Source organism: Candidatus Hydrogenedentota bacterium (genome assembly GCA_018005585.1).
Classification (GTDB): Bacteria; Hydrogenedentota; Hydrogenedentia; order Hydrogenedentales; family JAGMZX01; genus JAGMZX01.
This window is the reverse complement of record JAGMZX010000133.1, coordinates 1-16,760: the sequence shown is the minus strand read 5'-3', so window position 1 is coordinate 16,760 and position 16,760 is coordinate 1. Positions and strand designations below refer to the sequence as shown.

16 protein-coding genes are annotated in these 16,760 nt (G+C 64.2%); 4 read left to right on the top strand and 12 right to left on the bottom strand.

Annotated elements, in window-relative coordinates; genetic code table 11:
• Positions 1–331, bottom strand: a 331-nt coding sequence (locus tag KA184_18465) for a hypothetical protein (protein MBP8131569.1), incomplete at its 3' end; no start/stop codon positions are given.
• A gap of 495 nt (positions 332–826) precedes the next feature.
• Between KA184_18465 and KA184_18460 the strand changes: the two genes are divergently transcribed.
• Genes KA184_18460 through KA184_18445 form a run of 4 tightly spaced genes read left to right on the top strand, consistent with a single transcriptional unit; the run spans position 827 to position 4,638 of the window.
• Positions 827–2,098 (top strand): hypothetical protein, encoded by a 1,272-nt coding sequence (locus KA184_18460; GenBank protein ID MBP8131568.1) that lies wholly within the window; start codon positions 827–829, stop codon positions 2,096–2,098.
• A gap of 33 nt (positions 2,099–2,131) precedes the next feature.
• Positions 2,132–2,896, top strand: coding sequence for a hypothetical protein (locus KA184_18455; GenBank protein MBP8131567.1), 765 nt, complete (start codon positions 2,132–2,134; stop codon positions 2,894–2,896).
• 5 nt (positions 2,897–2,901) lie between these two features.
• Entirely contained in the window at positions 2,902–3,978 is a 1,077-nt protein-coding gene (locus KA184_18450; protein ID MBP8131566.1) for a hypothetical protein, read from the top strand.
• Positions 3,979–3,984: 6 nt separating this feature from the next.
• Positions 3,985–4,638, top strand: coding sequence for a hypothetical protein (locus KA184_18445; protein MBP8131565.1), 654 nt, complete (start codon positions 3,985–3,987; stop codon positions 4,636–4,638).
• Here KA184_18445 and KA184_18440 read toward each other — a convergent pair.
• The 11 genes from KA184_18440 to KA184_18390 are packed head-to-tail and all read right to left on the bottom strand — an operon-like array spanning position 4,621 to position 16,650.
• Positions 4,621–4,941 carry a cytochrome C oxidase subunit IV family protein gene (locus tag KA184_18440; protein MBP8131564.1) on the bottom strand — a complete coding sequence of 107 codons (321 nt, stop codon included), beginning with the start codon at positions 4,939–4,941 and terminating at the stop codon, positions 4,621–4,623. The genes KA184_18445 and KA184_18440 overlap by 18 nt on opposite strands.
• Positions 4,938–5,618, bottom strand: coding sequence for a cytochrome c oxidase subunit 3 (locus tag KA184_18435; GenBank protein MBP8131563.1), 681 nt, complete (start codon positions 5,616–5,618; stop codon positions 4,938–4,940). Before KA184_18435 ends, KA184_18440 begins: the two co-directional genes overlap by 4 nt.
• A complete protein-coding gene (locus tag KA184_18430; protein MBP8131562.1) occupies positions 5,611–7,227 on the bottom strand; it encodes a cbb3-type cytochrome c oxidase subunit I in 1,617 nt (538 codons plus the stop codon). The genes KA184_18435 and KA184_18430 overlap by 8 nt, the downstream gene beginning before the upstream one ends.
• 32 nt (positions 7,228–7,259) lie before the next feature.
• Positions 7,260–8,225 carry a cytochrome c oxidase subunit II gene (coxB, locus tag KA184_18425; protein MBP8131561.1) on the bottom strand — a complete coding sequence of 322 codons (966 nt, stop codon included), beginning with the start codon at positions 8,223–8,225 and terminating at the stop codon, positions 7,260–7,262.
• Between the two features lie 9 nt (positions 8,226–8,234).
• Positions 8,235–9,191, bottom strand: a complete 957-nt coding sequence (locus tag KA184_18420) for an SCO family protein (GenBank protein ID MBP8131560.1) — start codon at positions 9,189–9,191, stop codon at positions 8,235–8,237.
• Positions 9,188–9,649, bottom strand: coding sequence for a hypothetical protein (locus KA184_18415; protein MBP8131559.1), 462 nt, complete (start codon positions 9,647–9,649; stop codon positions 9,188–9,190). Before KA184_18415 ends, KA184_18420 begins: the two co-directional genes overlap by 4 nt.
• Positions 9,642–10,850: a hypothetical protein gene (locus KA184_18410; GenBank protein ID MBP8131558.1), complete on the bottom strand. Its 1,209-nt coding sequence runs from the start codon at positions 10,848–10,850 to the stop codon at positions 9,642–9,644. The genes KA184_18415 and KA184_18410 overlap by 8 nt, the downstream gene beginning before the upstream one ends.
• Entirely contained in the window at positions 10,840–11,583 is a 744-nt protein-coding gene (locus KA184_18405) for a cytochrome c (protein MBP8131557.1), read from the bottom strand. Before KA184_18405 ends, KA184_18410 begins: the two co-directional genes overlap by 11 nt.
• Positions 11,584–11,589: 6 nt before the next feature.
• Positions 11,590–12,144 carry a DUF3341 domain-containing protein gene (locus tag KA184_18400; GenBank protein MBP8131556.1) on the bottom strand — a complete coding sequence of 185 codons (555 nt, stop codon included), beginning with the start codon at positions 12,142–12,144 and terminating at the stop codon, positions 11,590–11,592.
• A 14-nt stretch (positions 12,145–12,158) separates the two neighbouring features.
• On the bottom strand, positions 12,159–13,541 hold the full coding sequence (gene nrfD, locus KA184_18395; protein MBP8131555.1) for a polysulfide reductase NrfD: 1,383 nt from the start codon (positions 13,539–13,541) through the stop codon (positions 12,159–12,161).
• 4 nt (positions 13,542–13,545) lie between these two features.
• Entirely contained in the window at positions 13,546–16,650 is a 3,105-nt protein-coding gene (locus tag KA184_18390) for a TAT-variant-translocated molybdopterin oxidoreductase (protein ID MBP8131554.1), read from the bottom strand.
• Positions 16,651–16,760 lie beyond the last annotated feature (110 nt).

Below are 16,760 nucleotides of genomic sequence, written 5' to 3'. Positions count from 1 at the left end.
CGGGAAGCCCAGGTTCCTGACCACGCGACATCACGATAACGGCCTGTTCCCGCTGTTCCTGGGACGCTGGCGGGGGGGCCTTGGAAGCTTGCGCTTGTTGCAGAATGACCTGGAAATCGCGGATATCAACACTGCCATCGCCGTTTGCATCCGCGGCGGCCGTTCCCCCCGCCCCTTGCAGGACCGCCTTGATGACCGCTTGAAGGTCACACACATCTACGGCGCGGTCGCCGTTGGCGTCACAGGAAACAACCACCACACCCGGCACGGCGCATACATACACCACCACGCTGGCCAGTGCGAGAATGCTCTGCACAACCTTGCGCGACATAATGCAAACCTTGAACTGGGTTTCACGATAGCACACTCAGGCACCGTTGTCAACGATATACGACAATGTTCATCCTTATTTCGCACATTCAGGCTGCGCACTCCAAGAAGCGCCGGCGCATTACCCTCACGCATTGCAAATAAACGGCTTATGTGCTACCGTCAAGCGAGAAGAGAGAGGTCTGCACGTGGGTCGTCTCTTGCTGCATGCGGCGTTACTGCTGGGCGCGGCCACGGTGGGGTTTGTGCTGCCCAAAGGGCCGTATGTCCTTCCTGTGAGCGACGCAGACCTCCGCAGGGGGCACGGTGAGCGGTTTGCCGCGTGCTTAGACGTTTTTTACGTCGCGCCGTGCGGAACGGAACCTTTCCAGACTCACATCGAACGCGCCTCCCGGAATCCTGAGCCGGTGCGGCATACCGGCCGCCAGTTCTTATGCGCAATAGGAAATCACGCGCAGACCGTGTGCGCGAAATGGGAAAAAGGAGCAGGAGTGACATGAGCGTGAAACTGAGGGTGCACCGGGGCCGCCTTCGCCGCGGGGGACCATGGGCGCTTGCGCTATCGTGTTGCGCCATGGCGGCCTTCGGTGACGGCGGTTTGCCCGGGGACGTGAACCTGGACGGCGCGGTCAACGTGCTCGATGTCCAGGGTTCCATCAACATGGCGCTGGGCGCAGCGGAAGGGACGTCTGAAGCCGATGCGGACATGAACGCGGCTGTGGACGTGCGCGATGTCCAAGCCATCATAAACACGGCGTTAGGCACCGGCGGCCTCGTCCAACCGGCCATGGGCTCTTTCGGCCCCGAGGGATTGCTGCCGGGGGCGCGGGTCGTCGCGGTCGCGCTCGATGGCCGCCGCGCGGAGGCGCCGGTCGATCCCGAAACGGGCGCGTTTGAATTGTTGCTGGGCGTTCGAACTGCCTGGAGTTTTGCGGTTTTTGCCGGGCAGAATGCATCACAGACGGCGGCGACGGTGGCCTTTCCGCTGGTATATGGGCACTCGACTACCCTGCCGCTGCCTGACCTCGCCGTGGGCGGCCCACTGGACCTGGGTGCGCTTGAGATGGCATGGGGCGCATTGCCCTCGGAGGACCTGCGCGCACTGCTGGCCGGTATCGCGGCCCCCCTGGACCGTACCGACGCAGATGCCGACGGGCTCCCGGATTTTCTGGACGACCTTCTGGCGCCCCTGTTCGAGAGTCCCGCGGATCTCGGTCTCGACCTTCCGGACGACCTCGATGTCGGCACGCTGATTGAAATGCTCGGCGGTTGCATCGATGACGTGCTGCCGCAGTTGGTCACGCCGGACCTGACTGGAATCGAACTGGGCGGAATACCGGCGTTTCTCGAGCCCGCGTGGCAGTGTCTCGAATCCAGCCTGTTCGACTGGATCGATTCCAGCGTCATCCCGATATCCGACGACTTGATCACGGCGTACACGAATCTTGTATTGGCCTGGCTGAATCAACAAGTCACCCCCTGGCTTAACGAGATGGGCCGCCCCGAACTCGAAGACACGAACGGCAATTTTGTGCCCGATTTCCTCGAGTCCCTGATATGCGGGCCCGCCCCTTCCGCGCCGTGTCTGGCCGATGCGAACGGCGACGGAATTCCCGATTTCTGCGGCGATGCCGACAGCGATGGCATCGCCAACCTCTTTGACCCGGACACGTGGGTCGCGGACGACCTCGATGGCGACGGCGTGCCGAATGAAACAGACGTGGATGACGACGGCGATGGCGTGCCCGACTACGCGGAAGCAACCTGAGTCGATGGACCGGACGGGAGGTTTCGGACGCGAATGAAATCGGGCGTTACAACGGCGCTGATCCTGACCGCCGCGGTTCTGGGGACCGCGCACGCGGCGACGCTCCGTTTGGACACCGTCGCAGGCGCGCCTGATGTCGTGATGCCCGTTTATCTCAGTTCCGTGGCGGGACAAGCGGTGGCGGCCATCCAGTTTGAGGTCGTGTTCTCCGCGTTCCGGTTCGTGTCAGCCGCCGTGACGGCCGGACCCGCCGCAATCGCAGCGGGAAAGGATGTGAGCGCAAGCACGCCGGCCCCGGGCCGGGTCCGCTGCATTGTCGCGGGACTCAATCGCGACGCAATCCCGGACGGCGTCGTCGTGAACGTGACGCTCAGCTTCGCCGGAGGCGCGCCGGCCGGCTCTTATCTCATCCGCCTGGAGAACGTCGTGCTGGCCGGCCCGGACGCGGAGTCCCTGCCGGCGACGGTTTTCAACGGGGTGGCGCTTGCCGGGCCGGTGCACCGGCATTCCGCTGACGTCAACACGGACTGGCGCATCGGCATCAGCGAACTGCTGCGCGTCATTCAACTCTACAACTCGCGCGAATACCACTGTGACGGCGATTCGGAGGATGGTTTCGCGGGGGGACCCGGCCAGCGGGAGTGTTCTCCCCACGACAGCGATTACGGCGTGAGCCAGAACTGGAAGGTCGGCATCTCCGAATTGCTGCGTCTGATCCAGCTATACAACCTTGGCGGCTATCACGTGGACACCGGCGCCGAAGACGGGTTTGCGCCGGGACCCGTAACCCTGGAATGACCGGGATGGCTTTCTCTGCCCATATAACGCCGTGGTTGCGGCGGGGAATCATCGGGATTCTCCCGCTGCTTTGTGCGGCAGGGCAGGCGGCATGGGCGGCGACCTTGAGGCCCGAAGTCTCTTTGTTGCCGGATGGGTCCCTGGCGGTCTCGGTGAATATCCAGCCGGGCTCGAGCGAGACCGTGGCCGGGCTCCAGTTTGACCTCGAGTTGCCCGGCGGCGCGTACACGGTGCTTGAGGTGCTCCCGGGCTCGGCGGCGCAGCATGCCGGGAAAGAAGTCGTGCACGCGCTGCACGGAGACGCACTGACGGTCCTCGTGGCCGGGTTCAACCAGAGCAGCATCGGCGAAGGCGCGGTGGCGACTATCTACCTTGCTTCCGCCGCGCCGGATGACGGGGGGGCCGGCCTTGGACTGTCCCGTGCGGTGCTCTCAGACCCGGAGGGCAATGCCGTCGCAATGACCCTGCTGCCGCTGGAGAAGAGCACGGCGCCGGCGGCATCTGCGAACGGCCCCTCCGCCGAATCCGGCGAGAACAGGCAGGCGCTCGTATCCCCGGTTTCCGCAGGAGCGAAGCGCTCCGGGATAGAGCGCCGCTATGCCGCGCCCGATCCGGCGGAGGTGGGGGCGGCGCGCGCGCATGACGGGAATGGAGGCGGAGAAGGAGGGGCTATCCCGTACGTGGGGACGGGTGCATCCGCATTGTCCGTTGCGTCTTCGCCCCGGCGCTCCTCCGGGCCTCTGCGCGAATCGGGCGCCACGCCTCTCGCGCCGGGCGCTGCCGGAGACGTGCCCGAAGAAGGAGGCACGCGGTTGTCCCCGGGCGCAGGCCCCGATGCCGGGGCCGGTCCTTTCGCCGCGAAAGACGCGGCCTTGGCGAAATCCGCCGCTTCGCCGGAACGCCTCGCCGCGCGCGGCTTTGCCGCAGGCGCGCCGCGGCCCGAGTCCGCGGCGGGAAGCACGACTGCTCAGCCGCCGCGCGCGCCGAAGCCATCCTGGCGCGACCCGGTGATTTTTGTCGCCCTATTGTGCGGCATCTTCCTGGCCAGAGCGGTGCAGCGCCGCCTGTTCCGGAAAGGTTGAAGCGCGATGCCGCGAACATCTGGCCACGCTTCCGTGTTCCTGGTGTTGCCGTTGGTTTTCCTTGGGTCACTCGCCCCCGCCGCGACACTGAGCATCGGCACGGCGCAGGTGCGCCCGAAGGAAGCGGGTATCGAGGTCGCCATGACTTTCGCCGCGGAAGCGGGCGAGCAGGTTTCGGGCATCCAGTTCGACCTGCTCTTTTCCGAGAACGTTGCGGCGCTTTCCGCGATGCGCACGGGGGCCGCGGCCGCCGCCGCGGGCAAGAGCGTCTCCTTCAACCAGATTGCCGCCGGACGTTATCGCGCCCTTGTCGCCGGGTTGAATCAGAATATCATCGGGGACGGCGTGGTTGTCGTGCTGGTCTTCGACGTGGGCGCCGCACCGCCGAATGGCCTGCAACCGCTGGACCTCGATGGCCTCATCATGTCCGACCCGAACGGATTCAGGGTGCCGGCGACGGGGATATCCGGAGTCCTTGATGTTGTCGGCGGCGTTCCGGATGGGGGGAACTGCCCGAATTGCGGGTGCGCCTGCGGCGTGCTTGGTCAAGGCCCGGCAGGACCGCGTGGGAACATGCTCGTTTGCGTTGCCGTGCTCTTGGCGACAGCGGCCAGGGCCGCGTTGCCGCGCCTGCGCCGCAGCTCAGCCCACGAAGGGTGAATGCCACGTGCGGCTCAGGTAATCGGCGAAGGTCAGAACAACCATAATCACGAACCAGAAGAATCCCGCGCCCACGAAGACCCATGTCAAACGCGAACTGTACCTGACGTGCATGAAAAACAGGACGATGAGCGACATCTTGGTCACGGCGATGGCCAGCGCGATGATTAGATTGAAAGGCTCGCCGAAATGGACCTGCGCCGCGGCGATGGTCAGCACCATCAGCACGGCCAGCGCAATCAGCACCTTGAGGTAGGTGGCGGGGGGGACGATGTGATGGTCGGACACGGCGCGCTCTCCTATCGCACGAGATAGAACATGGGAAAGAGAAACACCCAGACGATATCGACAAAGTGCCAGTACAGGCCGAAATTCTCGATTGCGGTGAAGCGCCGCGGCCCGAACGCGTTCTTCCGCGCAAGCACCATCAGAACAACCATGATGCCGAAGCCGATGGCCATGTGCAGCGCGTGCATGCCCGTCATGATGTAATAGAGCACGAAGAACATCTCGAGGCCGCTCTGGTTCGATACTTCGGCCAGGTGACCGTAATGGCCGCCGTGCGGACCCCAGTTCGCGCCGGGAAAGACGCCTTCCTGATACTTGGGCAGGTACTCGAACTGAAGTTTGGTCGCGATGAATAGCAGCCCCAGCGCAAGCGTCGCGGCCAGCGCGTTGAACAGTCTCCGGTTGTCGCCCAATTGCGCGTAATACACGCCGAGCGCCATCGAAAAGCTGCTGCACAGCAGCACCGTCGTGTTGACGCCGCCGGCAAGCACGCTCAGCGATGTGCTGCCCGCGAGCCACGCGTCCGGGTTCATGAGGCGATATACCGCGTAGACGCAGAAGAGCCCGCCGAAGAACATGACCTCCTGCGCCAGGAACAGCCACATGCCGAGCGTGGCGGCCTCTTTCTGCTGTTCCGCGCTGTGGAAGTGATGCGCGACGAATGCGGGTTCCGCGTGCGGGGAGCTAGACACTGAGTTGTTCCTTTCCGGTATACGCGTACGCCTCTTCCGTGACGACGGGATCTTCCTCGAAATTGTGCGGCGACGGCGGCGAAGTGGCCTTCTCCCATTCGAGCCCTTTCGCGCCCCACGGGTTGTCGCCCGCGGCCCTGCCGCACACTGCGGAGTATGTGAAGTAGAGCACGGGCAGCAGGAACCCGATTCCGAGCACCATCGCGCCCGAGGTGGACAGAATGTTCAGGAACTGCCACTCCTCGCGGTATGAATGATAGCGGCGCGGCATCCCCTGCATGCCCAGCAGAAACTGGGGGAAAAACGTGGCGTTGAAACCCACGAACACGATTACGGCCGACAGCTTGCCCAGCATCTGGTTATACAGGCGGCCCGTCATCTTGGGCCACCAGAAGTGCAGCCCGGCCAGGTAGGCGGTCACGGCCCCGCCCACCATGACGTAGTGGAAGTGCGCCACGACGAAATACGTGTCGTGCAGGTGGATGTCCGTCCCCGTGACGCCCAGGAAGAGGCCCGTGCCGCCGCCGATGGCGAAGAGTCCGAGGAACCCCATCGCGTAGAGCATGGGCGCGGTCCACACGATGTTCCCGCGATACAACGTGCCCATCCAGTTGAACATCTTGATGGCCGAGGGCACCGCGACGAGCATCGTGAGCACCGAGAATACCAGGCTCGAATACAGGGACTGGCCGCTCACGAACATGTGATGCCCCCAGACCAGAAAGCCGACCACCGCGATGGCGACGCTCGAAAACGCGATGAACGGGTAGCCGAAAATGCGGTTGCGCGCGTTGCACGCGACCACCTCGCTGATCACGCCCATCGCGGGCAGAATCATGATGTACACGGCCGGGTGTGAGTAGAACCAGAACAGGTGCTGGAACAGGATCGGGTCGCCGCCCAGCGCGGGGTCGAACACGCCCACGCCCCAGATGCGCTCCACCGCGATCAGGAACACGGCAATGGCGACGACGGGCGTGGCGAGCACCTGGATGATGCTGGTCGCGTAGTGCGCCCAGATGAACAACGGAAGCCGGAACCAGGTCAGGCCCGGCGCGCGCATTTTGTGGATCGTGACGAGGAAATTCAGGCCGGTCAGAATCGACGAGAAACCCGTGACGAACGCGGCCATCGCCGCCAGAAACACGTTTGTGTTCGCATACGTGGTGCTTAGAGGCGAATAGAAGGTCCAGCCGGTATCCAGCCCGCCCGTGACAATCACGAGCACGCCAAGCGTGCCTCCAATCATGTAAACATACCAGCTCGCGAGGTTGAGCCGCGGGAACGCGACGTCCTTCGCGCCGACCATGAGCGGAACGAGGAAGTTTCCGAGCACCGCGGGTATCGACGGGATCAGAAAGAAGAAAATCATGACCACGCCGTGCAGCGTGAAGAAGCGGTTGTACGTATCCGCCTGCATGAGGTCGCCTTCCGGCGTGAGCAATTCGAGCCGGAACGCGGCCGCGAGCAGGCCGCCGACGAAGAAGAAGATGCTGACCGAGATCAGGTACAGGATCGCGATGCGCTTGTGGTCGAGCGTCAGCAGCCACGACGCCGCCGTCTTGCGCCAGTTCAAGTAATGCACGGCGGGCGCGGCCGCGACGGGCATCGCTCCCGGATGAGTTACAAGCGTAGCCATGGTTACCGCACCTCAGCGCTTGCCAGTTGTTGTTTCGGCAAGGATTTTACGTAGGCAATCAGGTTCATGAGTTCCTCGTCTTCAAGCTGATTTGTGTAGCTCGGCATGAGCGGCGAGTACCCGTGTACCACCTTGTACGAGGGGTTCAGGATGGACTCGCGCAGGTATTCGTCGTCTGCGAGCACCGATTCGCCGGTGTTCAACTGCACCGTCGTGCCGTGAATGCCCCCCAGGTCCGGCCCGCGGTTTTCGGCGCCCGCCGCGTGGCACGCCGCGCAACCCAGCCGGTCAAAGAGCCGCTTTCCCGCGGCAAGCACGTCATCCGCGGTCTCCGCGCCGCCGCCTTCGCCCTGCAGCCACGCCGCGTACGCCTCCGGCTCCATGACCACTACGCGTCCGCCCATGGTTGAGTGCTCCGTGCCGCAATACTCGGCGCAGAACAGCGGGTATTCGCCGGTCTTCGTCGCCTCAAACCACATGGTCGTGTATTTCGCGGGGAGCACGTCCTGTTTCAGGCGAAACGCGGGGACGAAGAAGCTGTGAATGACGTCCTGTGAGGTCATCGTGAGCTTCACGGGCGTGCCCACGGGCACGTGCAGTTCATTGGTCTCGCGCCGCCCGTTCGGGTGGCGGATCTTCCACATCCAGCGCTTGCCCATGACGCTGATCTCGAGCGCGTTCTTCGGCACGTCGTAGGCCTGAAAGAACAGCACGGAACCCCAGACGAAAATAGCGAGCGCGATGACGATCAGCGCGACAGTCCAGGCGATTTCGAGCTTGACCGCGTGCGGATGGTAGGAAGGGCGGTCCTCGCCTTCCTGTTTGCGGTATTTCGTGCCCCAGTACAGCACCACCCCGCAAACAATGAAGAAAAACCCGCCCACGAAGCAGATTAGAAACCAATAGAGCGGGTCCACGCTTTCCGCAAAGGTGGACGCTTTCTCGGGCAGCACTCGAAAATCAAGCATAGCCGTTCCTCAACCGCCTTGGACCGGCGGCGGAATCCGTTGTCCGCCGAGGGCCGGGTCTGGCCCGGACGCGGCACGGCGCGTCGCCTCGCGGCGTGCGCCCCGGTAGTGCAACAACCAGAAGAGGCCGAGCGCCGCCACCACTGCCGCGCCCATGAGCCGCAGCGCGTACATGATGTAAAAGCCGTAGGCGCCCTTCGAGGGGTCGTAGGCGTAGCACAGGAGCGTCAGCTTGTCGGCGAGCGAGCCGATCCGGCCCTCGCCGGCGGCCACGAGGGCAAGGCGCAAGTTGCGCGGCAGGTATTCGAGTCCGAACATGTAGCTCGACACCTTGCCGCCCGGCGTGAGGATCATGATTCCCGCCGCGTGGGCGTATTGCTTCGTTGACTCGTCATAGTAGTAACGGAAACCGACGGTCTCGGCGAGCTCCTCGATTTCAGGTTCGCCGCCCGTCAGGAAATGCCAGCCAGTCTCGCCGCCGTCCCCGCCGTATTGCGCCAGATAGTTCGCCTTCTTCTTCGCGGCGAGTTCCGGCGTTTCGCGCGGATCGATGCTGACCGTGATGGCCGAATAGTCCCGCCCCAGCTTCAAGCCGAGGCCGCCCGCGTCGAACGCCTGGACCATGCCATCCAGCACACGCGTGCAAAGCATCGGGCATTCGAAGTAAACCAGCGACAGCACGACCGGCCTGTCCTTGATCAGGTCGCCCAGGCGCACCCGGCGGCCCTGCTCGTCGTTGAATGCGAGGTCGAGCGGCGTCTGTGCGTCCAGGTTCTGCTCGATGTAGATGTCTTGGTATGTTTCCGCAGGATCGGGCCCCTTGAACGAGAAAGGGTCCACCTGCACGCCGGGCATTTGCCCGCGGCCCGCGCTCTGCGCCGCGGCGATGCCCGCCGCGCAGCAGCACGCGGCTGCCGTGGTCAGCAAAACCGCGTAACGGACACGGTTTTGATGGTGGTAGTTCATGGCGAGTCCTTTGCGGCTGCCGCCGCCGGTTTCACTGGAAGTTCGCCGAGCTTTGGCACCTCGACCGCCTCCGCGCCCGGGCGCTTGTAAGGAACCGCGCCCGTCGCGATGAGCCGGATAGCTTCTTTGATGGGCACGTGCACGCGCGCAGGCGCATCGGACACGGGACCGTAACTGTTCAGGCGCTCGCGCGCCGGCACGAGCACGGCGTCGCGCTCCGCCTCTGGGTCCTTTTCGAGTTCGGGACCGCGGACCACGGTCGCCGCAGGCAATTGCAGCGCGGGCTGCGCGGCGGTTTCGGTGGCCCGGCTCCGGTCGAAGCCGCGTACGATGAAGGCCGTTACCGCCAGGGCCCCCGCCGTCAACAGCAACACGACTGCCGCGAACAAGATTATGATGCCGGCGTTCATGTCGCGCTTCTCGTAGCCGTCGTTCGGTTGTTTCAGTTCCTCAGGCATGGCCGTGCGCCTCCCGGTTCTCCCGCCGGAGCAACATTTCCGCGCGCGGATCGTTCACGGGCAACAGCGGCCGTTTCATCAACTGGCCAAGGAACAAGCGCAGCCAGAACCCGCCGAGCGCGGCCACCGCGGCCAGCACGGACACCACCATCCATACATCGACCCGGTTCGCCTGCCCCGGAAAGGAGGGCACGAGGTTCCAATAGAGGTCCAACACGCGCATCGCGAGCAGCAGGTACGCGACCTGCCGCAAGCCGAGCACGCCTTCCTTCGTTTGCCGGAACAACAGCACGATCATCGGAACGAGGAAATGAAACAAGGCAAGCAAGACGCTGATTCCCGTCAATCCGCCGCCGCGCCGGTTCAGATACCAGCCGATTTCCTCGGGCAGGTTGCCGGACCAGGTAATCAAGAACTGGCTGAACGCGACATAGGTCCAGAGCACCGTGAATGCGAGGAGCAGATTGCCGAGATTGACGTACTGGCGGTGGTTCATCGCCTGGGCCAGCGGAGGCTCGCCGTCCATGCGTGTAATGGCGATAATCGACAACGCAAGAATGCTCAAGCCCTGGCTTACGATCCACAGAGGACCATAAATGGTCGAGTACCATTCCGGCTCCGTGGACATGCCCCAGTCCGTCGCCGCGATGGTCATCGAGAGGAACATGGCGGCCATGCCCGGCGCACTCAGCCGGCGCATCCACACGGCGTAGCGCGGATCGCCCGTCGCGTCCAGTCTAGCGGACCAACGGTTGAAAAGGAACGCCAGCAGGCCCCAGAGCGCGAAGCACGCCGCGAACCGCAGCAGAAAAAACCCCGTATTGAGGTATGCCGTCTTGTTCGCGACGACGGGATGCGAGGCCGCGTAGACGGGATCGGTCCAGGGGTAGAGGTATGTGCCGCCGGTGAGAAAGAGAAACAGAAACAGCGGCGCGAATACCCATAGCGTGCGTGATGCGGCTTCGCAGAAACGCTGGATTGCCACGCTCCACGCGCCGCCCGCCAAGTGGCGCAGCAGCACGCCGGACAGGCCACCCGCGGCGAGACCGAAGACGAGCACGTAAGCGACCAGCCAGGACTGGTAAAACCGGGACGGCGAAATGGCAAGCGCCAGGAGGCTGATGACCAGACCCGCGATGCCAATCAGCAGCGCTTTGCGGCGCCACGCCTGGATTTCTTCCTTCAGCGTATCAGTCAACATGGCCGGTTTCTTTCGTTTCCTTTGACGCCTGTGTGGCGCGCAGGGCCTCCTCGACGCGCTGTCTCTCCGCGGGCGGCAGCGTTTCGAGGTTGACGTTCTGGCTCAATTGCAGTGCACGGATGTAGGCTGCAATGGCCCAACGGTCCTCCGGCGCGACGCGCGAAACCTGGCTGTACATGCGTCCGAAGCCCCTCGTGGCCACGTCGAAAATGTGGCCGTCTTCCACTTCCAGCAGCCGCGGGATGTGATACGAGGGCGGCGCCGGAAAACCGCGCCGGACAACGATGCCGTCGCCGTTCCCGAGCAGGCCGTGGCAGGGCATGCAATTCGCCTCGAAGCGTTCCTGCCCTCGTTCCAACAACGCCCGCGAGACGGGAAAATAGTTCCATGACGAAAGCGCTCCATTCACCTTGCCCGTGTGGAAGAAGTCGTCCGTCACGGGCGGGGCCTGCTCCGTCCCGGTGATTTCCGCGAAAACCCGCGACGCCCACTCCCGCCGGGTCTTTTCATAAGGGATCGTGCCGGGAATGGCCGGGCGCGCCGCTGCGCCGTCGGCGAAGAATTCACTGTGACGGAGGCCGCGGTACTTCGGCTGGTTCCACATATCCTGGTGGCATCCGGCCGATGCCGCGCATATCGCTGCCGCGGCGAGACAACGGAGCGGGCGGAGCGGTGCGGCGATCGCGCGGGGCTTTTCAGGACGTTCAAGACGTTGTTCCAGGACGCTGCGCATCTGCCTTTATTCCTTGACCTCGGAGACCTCGACCGGCCCCAGTGCTTCGAGGAACGCGCGGGTGTGTTCCGCATTGAAATTCGGGTCGGCCGACTCAATACACAGGAAGAAGCGGTCATTCGAGGCCCGTTCGAATCGCCCGGCGTTAAATACGGGATGGTGCGGGCGCGGCAGCCCGTTCAGCGCGAGCATGCCACCGAAGCACGCGAAGGCCGCAAGCAGCACCATCAACTCGAACGTGACCGGAATGAATGAAGGCCAACTGAAGAACGGCTTGCCGCCGATGTCATAAGGGTAATGGATGACCGACGCAAAGTACTGCATGCCGAAACCCGCAAGCGCGCCCAGCACGCCGCCCACGAACACGAGCGGCGCCACGCCGTTCTTGCGGAAGCCGATGGCATCGGCCAGTCCCTCCACCGGGTACGGCGAGTAGGCGTCCATATGCCGGTAGCCCGCCCGGTAGGCTTTCCGCGCCGCTTCGAGCAATGGCTCGGGATCGCGGAACTCGGCGATTATGCCGAAGATTCCGGGTCTGTCCTCGCTGTGTATTTCGCTCATGCTGGGTCCCCCCTTCAGGGGTGGGTCTCGTTCCGCAAGTGGCGGTTCAAATGCCGCATCTCAAAGATGTTGATCATGGGCAGGAACCGGACGAACAGGCACACCATGAAGAAGAACAGGCCGATAGAGCCCAGATATGCCGCCCAGTCGAACAGGGTAGGCGCGTAGTGGCCCCAGGACGACGGCAGATAGTCGCGTGTCAGGCTGGTGACGACAATGACGAACCGTTCGAGCCACATGCCGATATTCACGATGATGGATAGGAGGAACAGGGGTATGGCACTAGTCCTTACGCGCTTGAACCAGAGGAATTGAAGCGCCACGCCGTTGCACAGCAGCAACGCGAAGTAGGACCAGCCGTAGGGCCCGGTGATCCGGTTGCGCATCATGAACGCCTCATATTCGTTGCCGCTGTAAACGAGCCCGTAAAACAGTTCGCTCAGGTATCCGTAGAGCACGATCAGGCCCGTGGCGAGCATGACCTTCGCCATAAGGTCCATGTGCCGCACCGTGATGAAGTCCTCGAGCTTGTAGAGCTTGCGCACCGGGATCAACAGCGTGAGCACCATCGCGAAACCGGAGTAGATCGCGCCCGCGACGAAATAAGGCGGGAAAATCGTAGCGTGCCAGCCCGGAATGACGCTGACGGCGAAGTCGAGCGACACGACGCTGTGCACCGAAACCACGAGCGGCGTCGACAGGCCCGCGAACAGCAGGTAGGCCGTCTCGTACCGGTGCCAGTGCCGCGTGGAGCCGCGCCAGCCCAGCGCGAACACGCCGTAGAGCATCTTCTTGATGCCGCGCGGCGCGCGGTCGCGCAGCGTGGCGAGGTCGGGAATCAGCCCCGTATACCAGAAGAGCAGCGAGACGGTGGCGTAGGTCGAGATCGCGAACACGTCCCACAGAAGGGGGCTGCGGAATTGCGGCCACAGCGACATCGTGTTGGGATAGGGGAAGATGAAGTAGATGACCCAGGGCCGCCCCACGTGGATGAGCGGAAAGATGCCCGCGCACATTACGGCGAAGAGGGTCATGGCCTCGGCAAACCGGTTGATCGCCGTGCGCCAGCCTTGATGGAACAAGTGCAGGATCGCCGAGATCAACGTGCCCGCGTGGCCGATGCCGATCCACCAGACCAGGTTCACGATGGCAAAGCCCCAGCCGACCGGCACGTTGACGCCCCAGATGCCCAGCCCCACCCAGAACAGCCATAACGTAGACAGCCCCAGAATTGTGAGCAGGCCGCCGGAAACGAAGAAGACCGCCCACCACGCCTTCGGTTGCGGCTTTTCGAGCACGATGTCGCTTACCGCGCTCGTGATGCTCGCGTCGTCGTGGCCCGGCTCAATCAAATGGCCTGCAGGCTGCAACCCCGGGTGTTGAATGCGGTCTTCCATGTGCTTACGCGTGCTCCTCGGGCGCGTTCACCGGGCTGCCGCCCGTCTCGCGCGAAGCGGCGCCCGCATGCTGCTGTTTCCGTTGCTCCAAGGCGGGCGACGGGTTCCTGAGTTTGGCGAGATACGTCGTGCGCGGGCGTGTGCCGATATCGGCGAGCAGGCCGTAATTGCGCGGGTCTGCCTTCATCCGCGCCACGCGGCTGGCCGCGTCGTGGATATTGCCGAACACGATCGCGCCGGAAGGGCACGCTGCCTGGCACGCCGTCACCACTTCGCCGTCGCGAATGCCGCGGTCTTCGCGCTTCGCCTCGATGCGTGCCGCGTTAATGCGCTGCACGCAGTACGTGCACTTCTCCATGACGCCCCGGCCGCGCACCGTCACGTTCGGATTCCGCATGAGCTTGAGTTGCGGCGTTTCGTGGTCCGCGAATTTGTAGAAATTGAAGCGGCGAACCTTGTAGGGGCAATTGTTCGAGCAATAGCGCGTGCCGACGCACCGGTTGTAGACCATGTCGTTGAGCCCCTCTTTGCTGTGCATGGTCGCGCCGACGGGGCACACGGGCTCACAGGGCGCGTTCTCGCATTGCATGCAGGGAATGGGCTGAAACACGGTTTCAGGGTCGTCGAACCCGGCCGCGCTGTCGGCCCTGTAATAACGGTCTACGCGGATCCACTGCATTTCGCGCTGCCGGAGCACCTGTTCCTTGCCCACGACAGCGATATTGTTCTCCGCCTGACAGGCGACGATGCACGCGTTGCAGCCGGTGCACCGGTTCAGGTCTATGGTCATGCCCCAAGCGTAGCCGTCGTAGTGCTTCTCTCCGGGACCGTACAGCGTGTGCTCCGGTTCCGGGGCGTGCGGGCCCATGTGCTGCGCGAAATCCGGATGTTCCCGGAAGCGGGTCAGGGTCGTCTCACGCACCAGATGGCGGCGGCCCGCGTGCTCGCTCTGCTCAATCAGGTAATGGCTCTCGGTCCGCGCGAGGGGATAGACGCCGCCGGACTTCTCGACCGCCGCGCCTGTCGCGCACCACGGCGCGTCCGCGGTGCGCAAGGGGTACACGTTGAAGCCGGCCCCCATGCCGACCCGTCCGGCCTGTTCCCGGCCGTAGCCGAGGTGGAGCGTCACCGTGTCGTCGGGGTGTCCCAGCTGAATCAGCGCGGGACCGCGCACGGTGCGCCCGGCAGCCGTTACGGAAACGAGGTCTTCGTCCTTCACGCCGAGTGCCGCCGCCGTTGCGCGGCTCATAATCACCGCATTGTCCCACGTCAGCTTCGTGAGCGGCCGGGGCAATTCCTGGAGCCAGCCGTTGTTGGCGAAGCGGCCGTCAAAGACGGCGGGGTCTGTGCGGAACACGACGTCCATGCCCGAACGGACAACCGCCGCCTGCCGCGGGAAGTTGCGCCGGAGCTGGACTTGCGCGTGCGGCGCCGCCGTGCCGTCCATCAGCCCCCGGCTCAACGCTGTTTTCCAAAAGGTCTCGGAATCCGCCGCGCCGCGTTGCGCGCGCCAGGATTCGCGCACGATGTCGCAGCCCTGCGCGTCTTCGCGGCCCAGCAGCAGTTCCAGGATCTCGTGAAGGGATTTCGCGCCGGCATAGAGCGGCGCGATCAACGGCTGCACGATTGTGGCCGTGCCATCGTGGCCGCGCACGTCGCTCCATGCCTCGAGGAAATGCGCTTCGGGCACGCTCCACGCGCACAGCGCGGAAGTCTCGTTGTAATGCGGCGTGAGGTGCGCGGTGGCGCTCCTGCCTTGAAGCGCCGACAGTGCCCCGCGCACGTCGATATCCGCGGGCGCCGAATAGGCCGGATTACCGCCGAGGATGAGGAGCAGTTCAATTTTGCCGGCGTGCGCGTCCGCGACCAGTTGGCGCAGGGAATCGGTCTGGTCCGTGGGCTCGATCTCGACAGGCTCGAGATACACGGCCGTTTCGTTCATGTTGCCGAGCACGCCATTGATCGCGTGAGCGAGGGCGTGTACGACGGGCGGCTGACCGTCGCCGGGAATAACGATCGACCTCCCGCGACCGGCTTCCCGGAGATCATTGACAACGGCCTCGACCCAGTATTCGGGCAGCGCGTCCTGGGCGTTCTCGTCGATATGCACGCCCGGAATGCCCAGATGCCGGGCCAGGAGGCGCGCGAGCGTCTCTATGTGCGGATAGCGCACGGAGAGCCGGTGGTCTGCGTTCGCGCCGGTCAAGGTGGGCGCGCATTCCGCTACGTACAGCCGGTTCATGGCGCCGTGCTCGGGACCGCGCGCGCTGGCGAAATCCGCCGCATACCGGATGCGCGCCGGGCCCGTGCACAGGAAGTCGGCGTCCAGCGAGAGTACTACCGCGGCCTTCGAGAAATCATAGATGGTTTCGACGTACGCACCGAAGGCATCCAGCGCGCCCCGTCGCACGTTGTCGCGGTTGGCCGGCTCATACTGATGCCAGCGCAGTTGCGGAAACCGCTCGCGCAGGCCGCGTATCTGCCACGCGAACGTAGGCGAGGTCATCGTTTCGGTCAATAAATACAGGCCTGCACCCTGATTCGCCGCGACCCGTTCCAGCACGGGCCGCAGGGCGGCCACGAAGTCCCCGTAGGCTGCGGTCTGGCCGGCCTTGCGCACCGCGTCGAGCCGGTCCGGGTCGTAGAGGTCGAGCAGCGCCGCCTGGGCAAACGCGTCGGTGCGCCCAAGCGAGGACGGGTGCTCGGGCAGTCCTTCCAGTTTCGTGGGCCGGTTCGTGTGGCTCGTGGCTACGAGGCCGACGCCGTAGCCGCCGAGCGTTGCCGCCGTCGCGAAGTATTGCGGCTTGCCCGGAACCGTCTCTTCGGGTTGTCTCACATAAGGGACAATTGTCTCGTCGGGCTGGCGCGCGCAACTGGCCAGACCGGCCAGCATGACCGACGCGCCCATCACTTTCAGAAAGTTGCGCCGGCTCACGGGATCGAGCAGGTCCGTCACGCCGCCGGGGAATTCGCGGTGCACCAGCGCGTCGAACTCGTCCAACGTCGCCAGTTCGTCCAGGCTGCGCCAATAAACCGGGCCCGTTTCGCGGGCGAGCCGCGCGCGCAGCGCGTCGTAACTTGCCTGTACGTCAGAGGTGGAGGCTGCCATGGTATCGAACGGATGGTCTTGCGCGTGCATGTCCGTGCTCACCGGTGACACACCGAGCAGTCGGTGAGTTGTTGCTTGTTGATGCCGTATTCCGCGACGAGCCGCGCGCC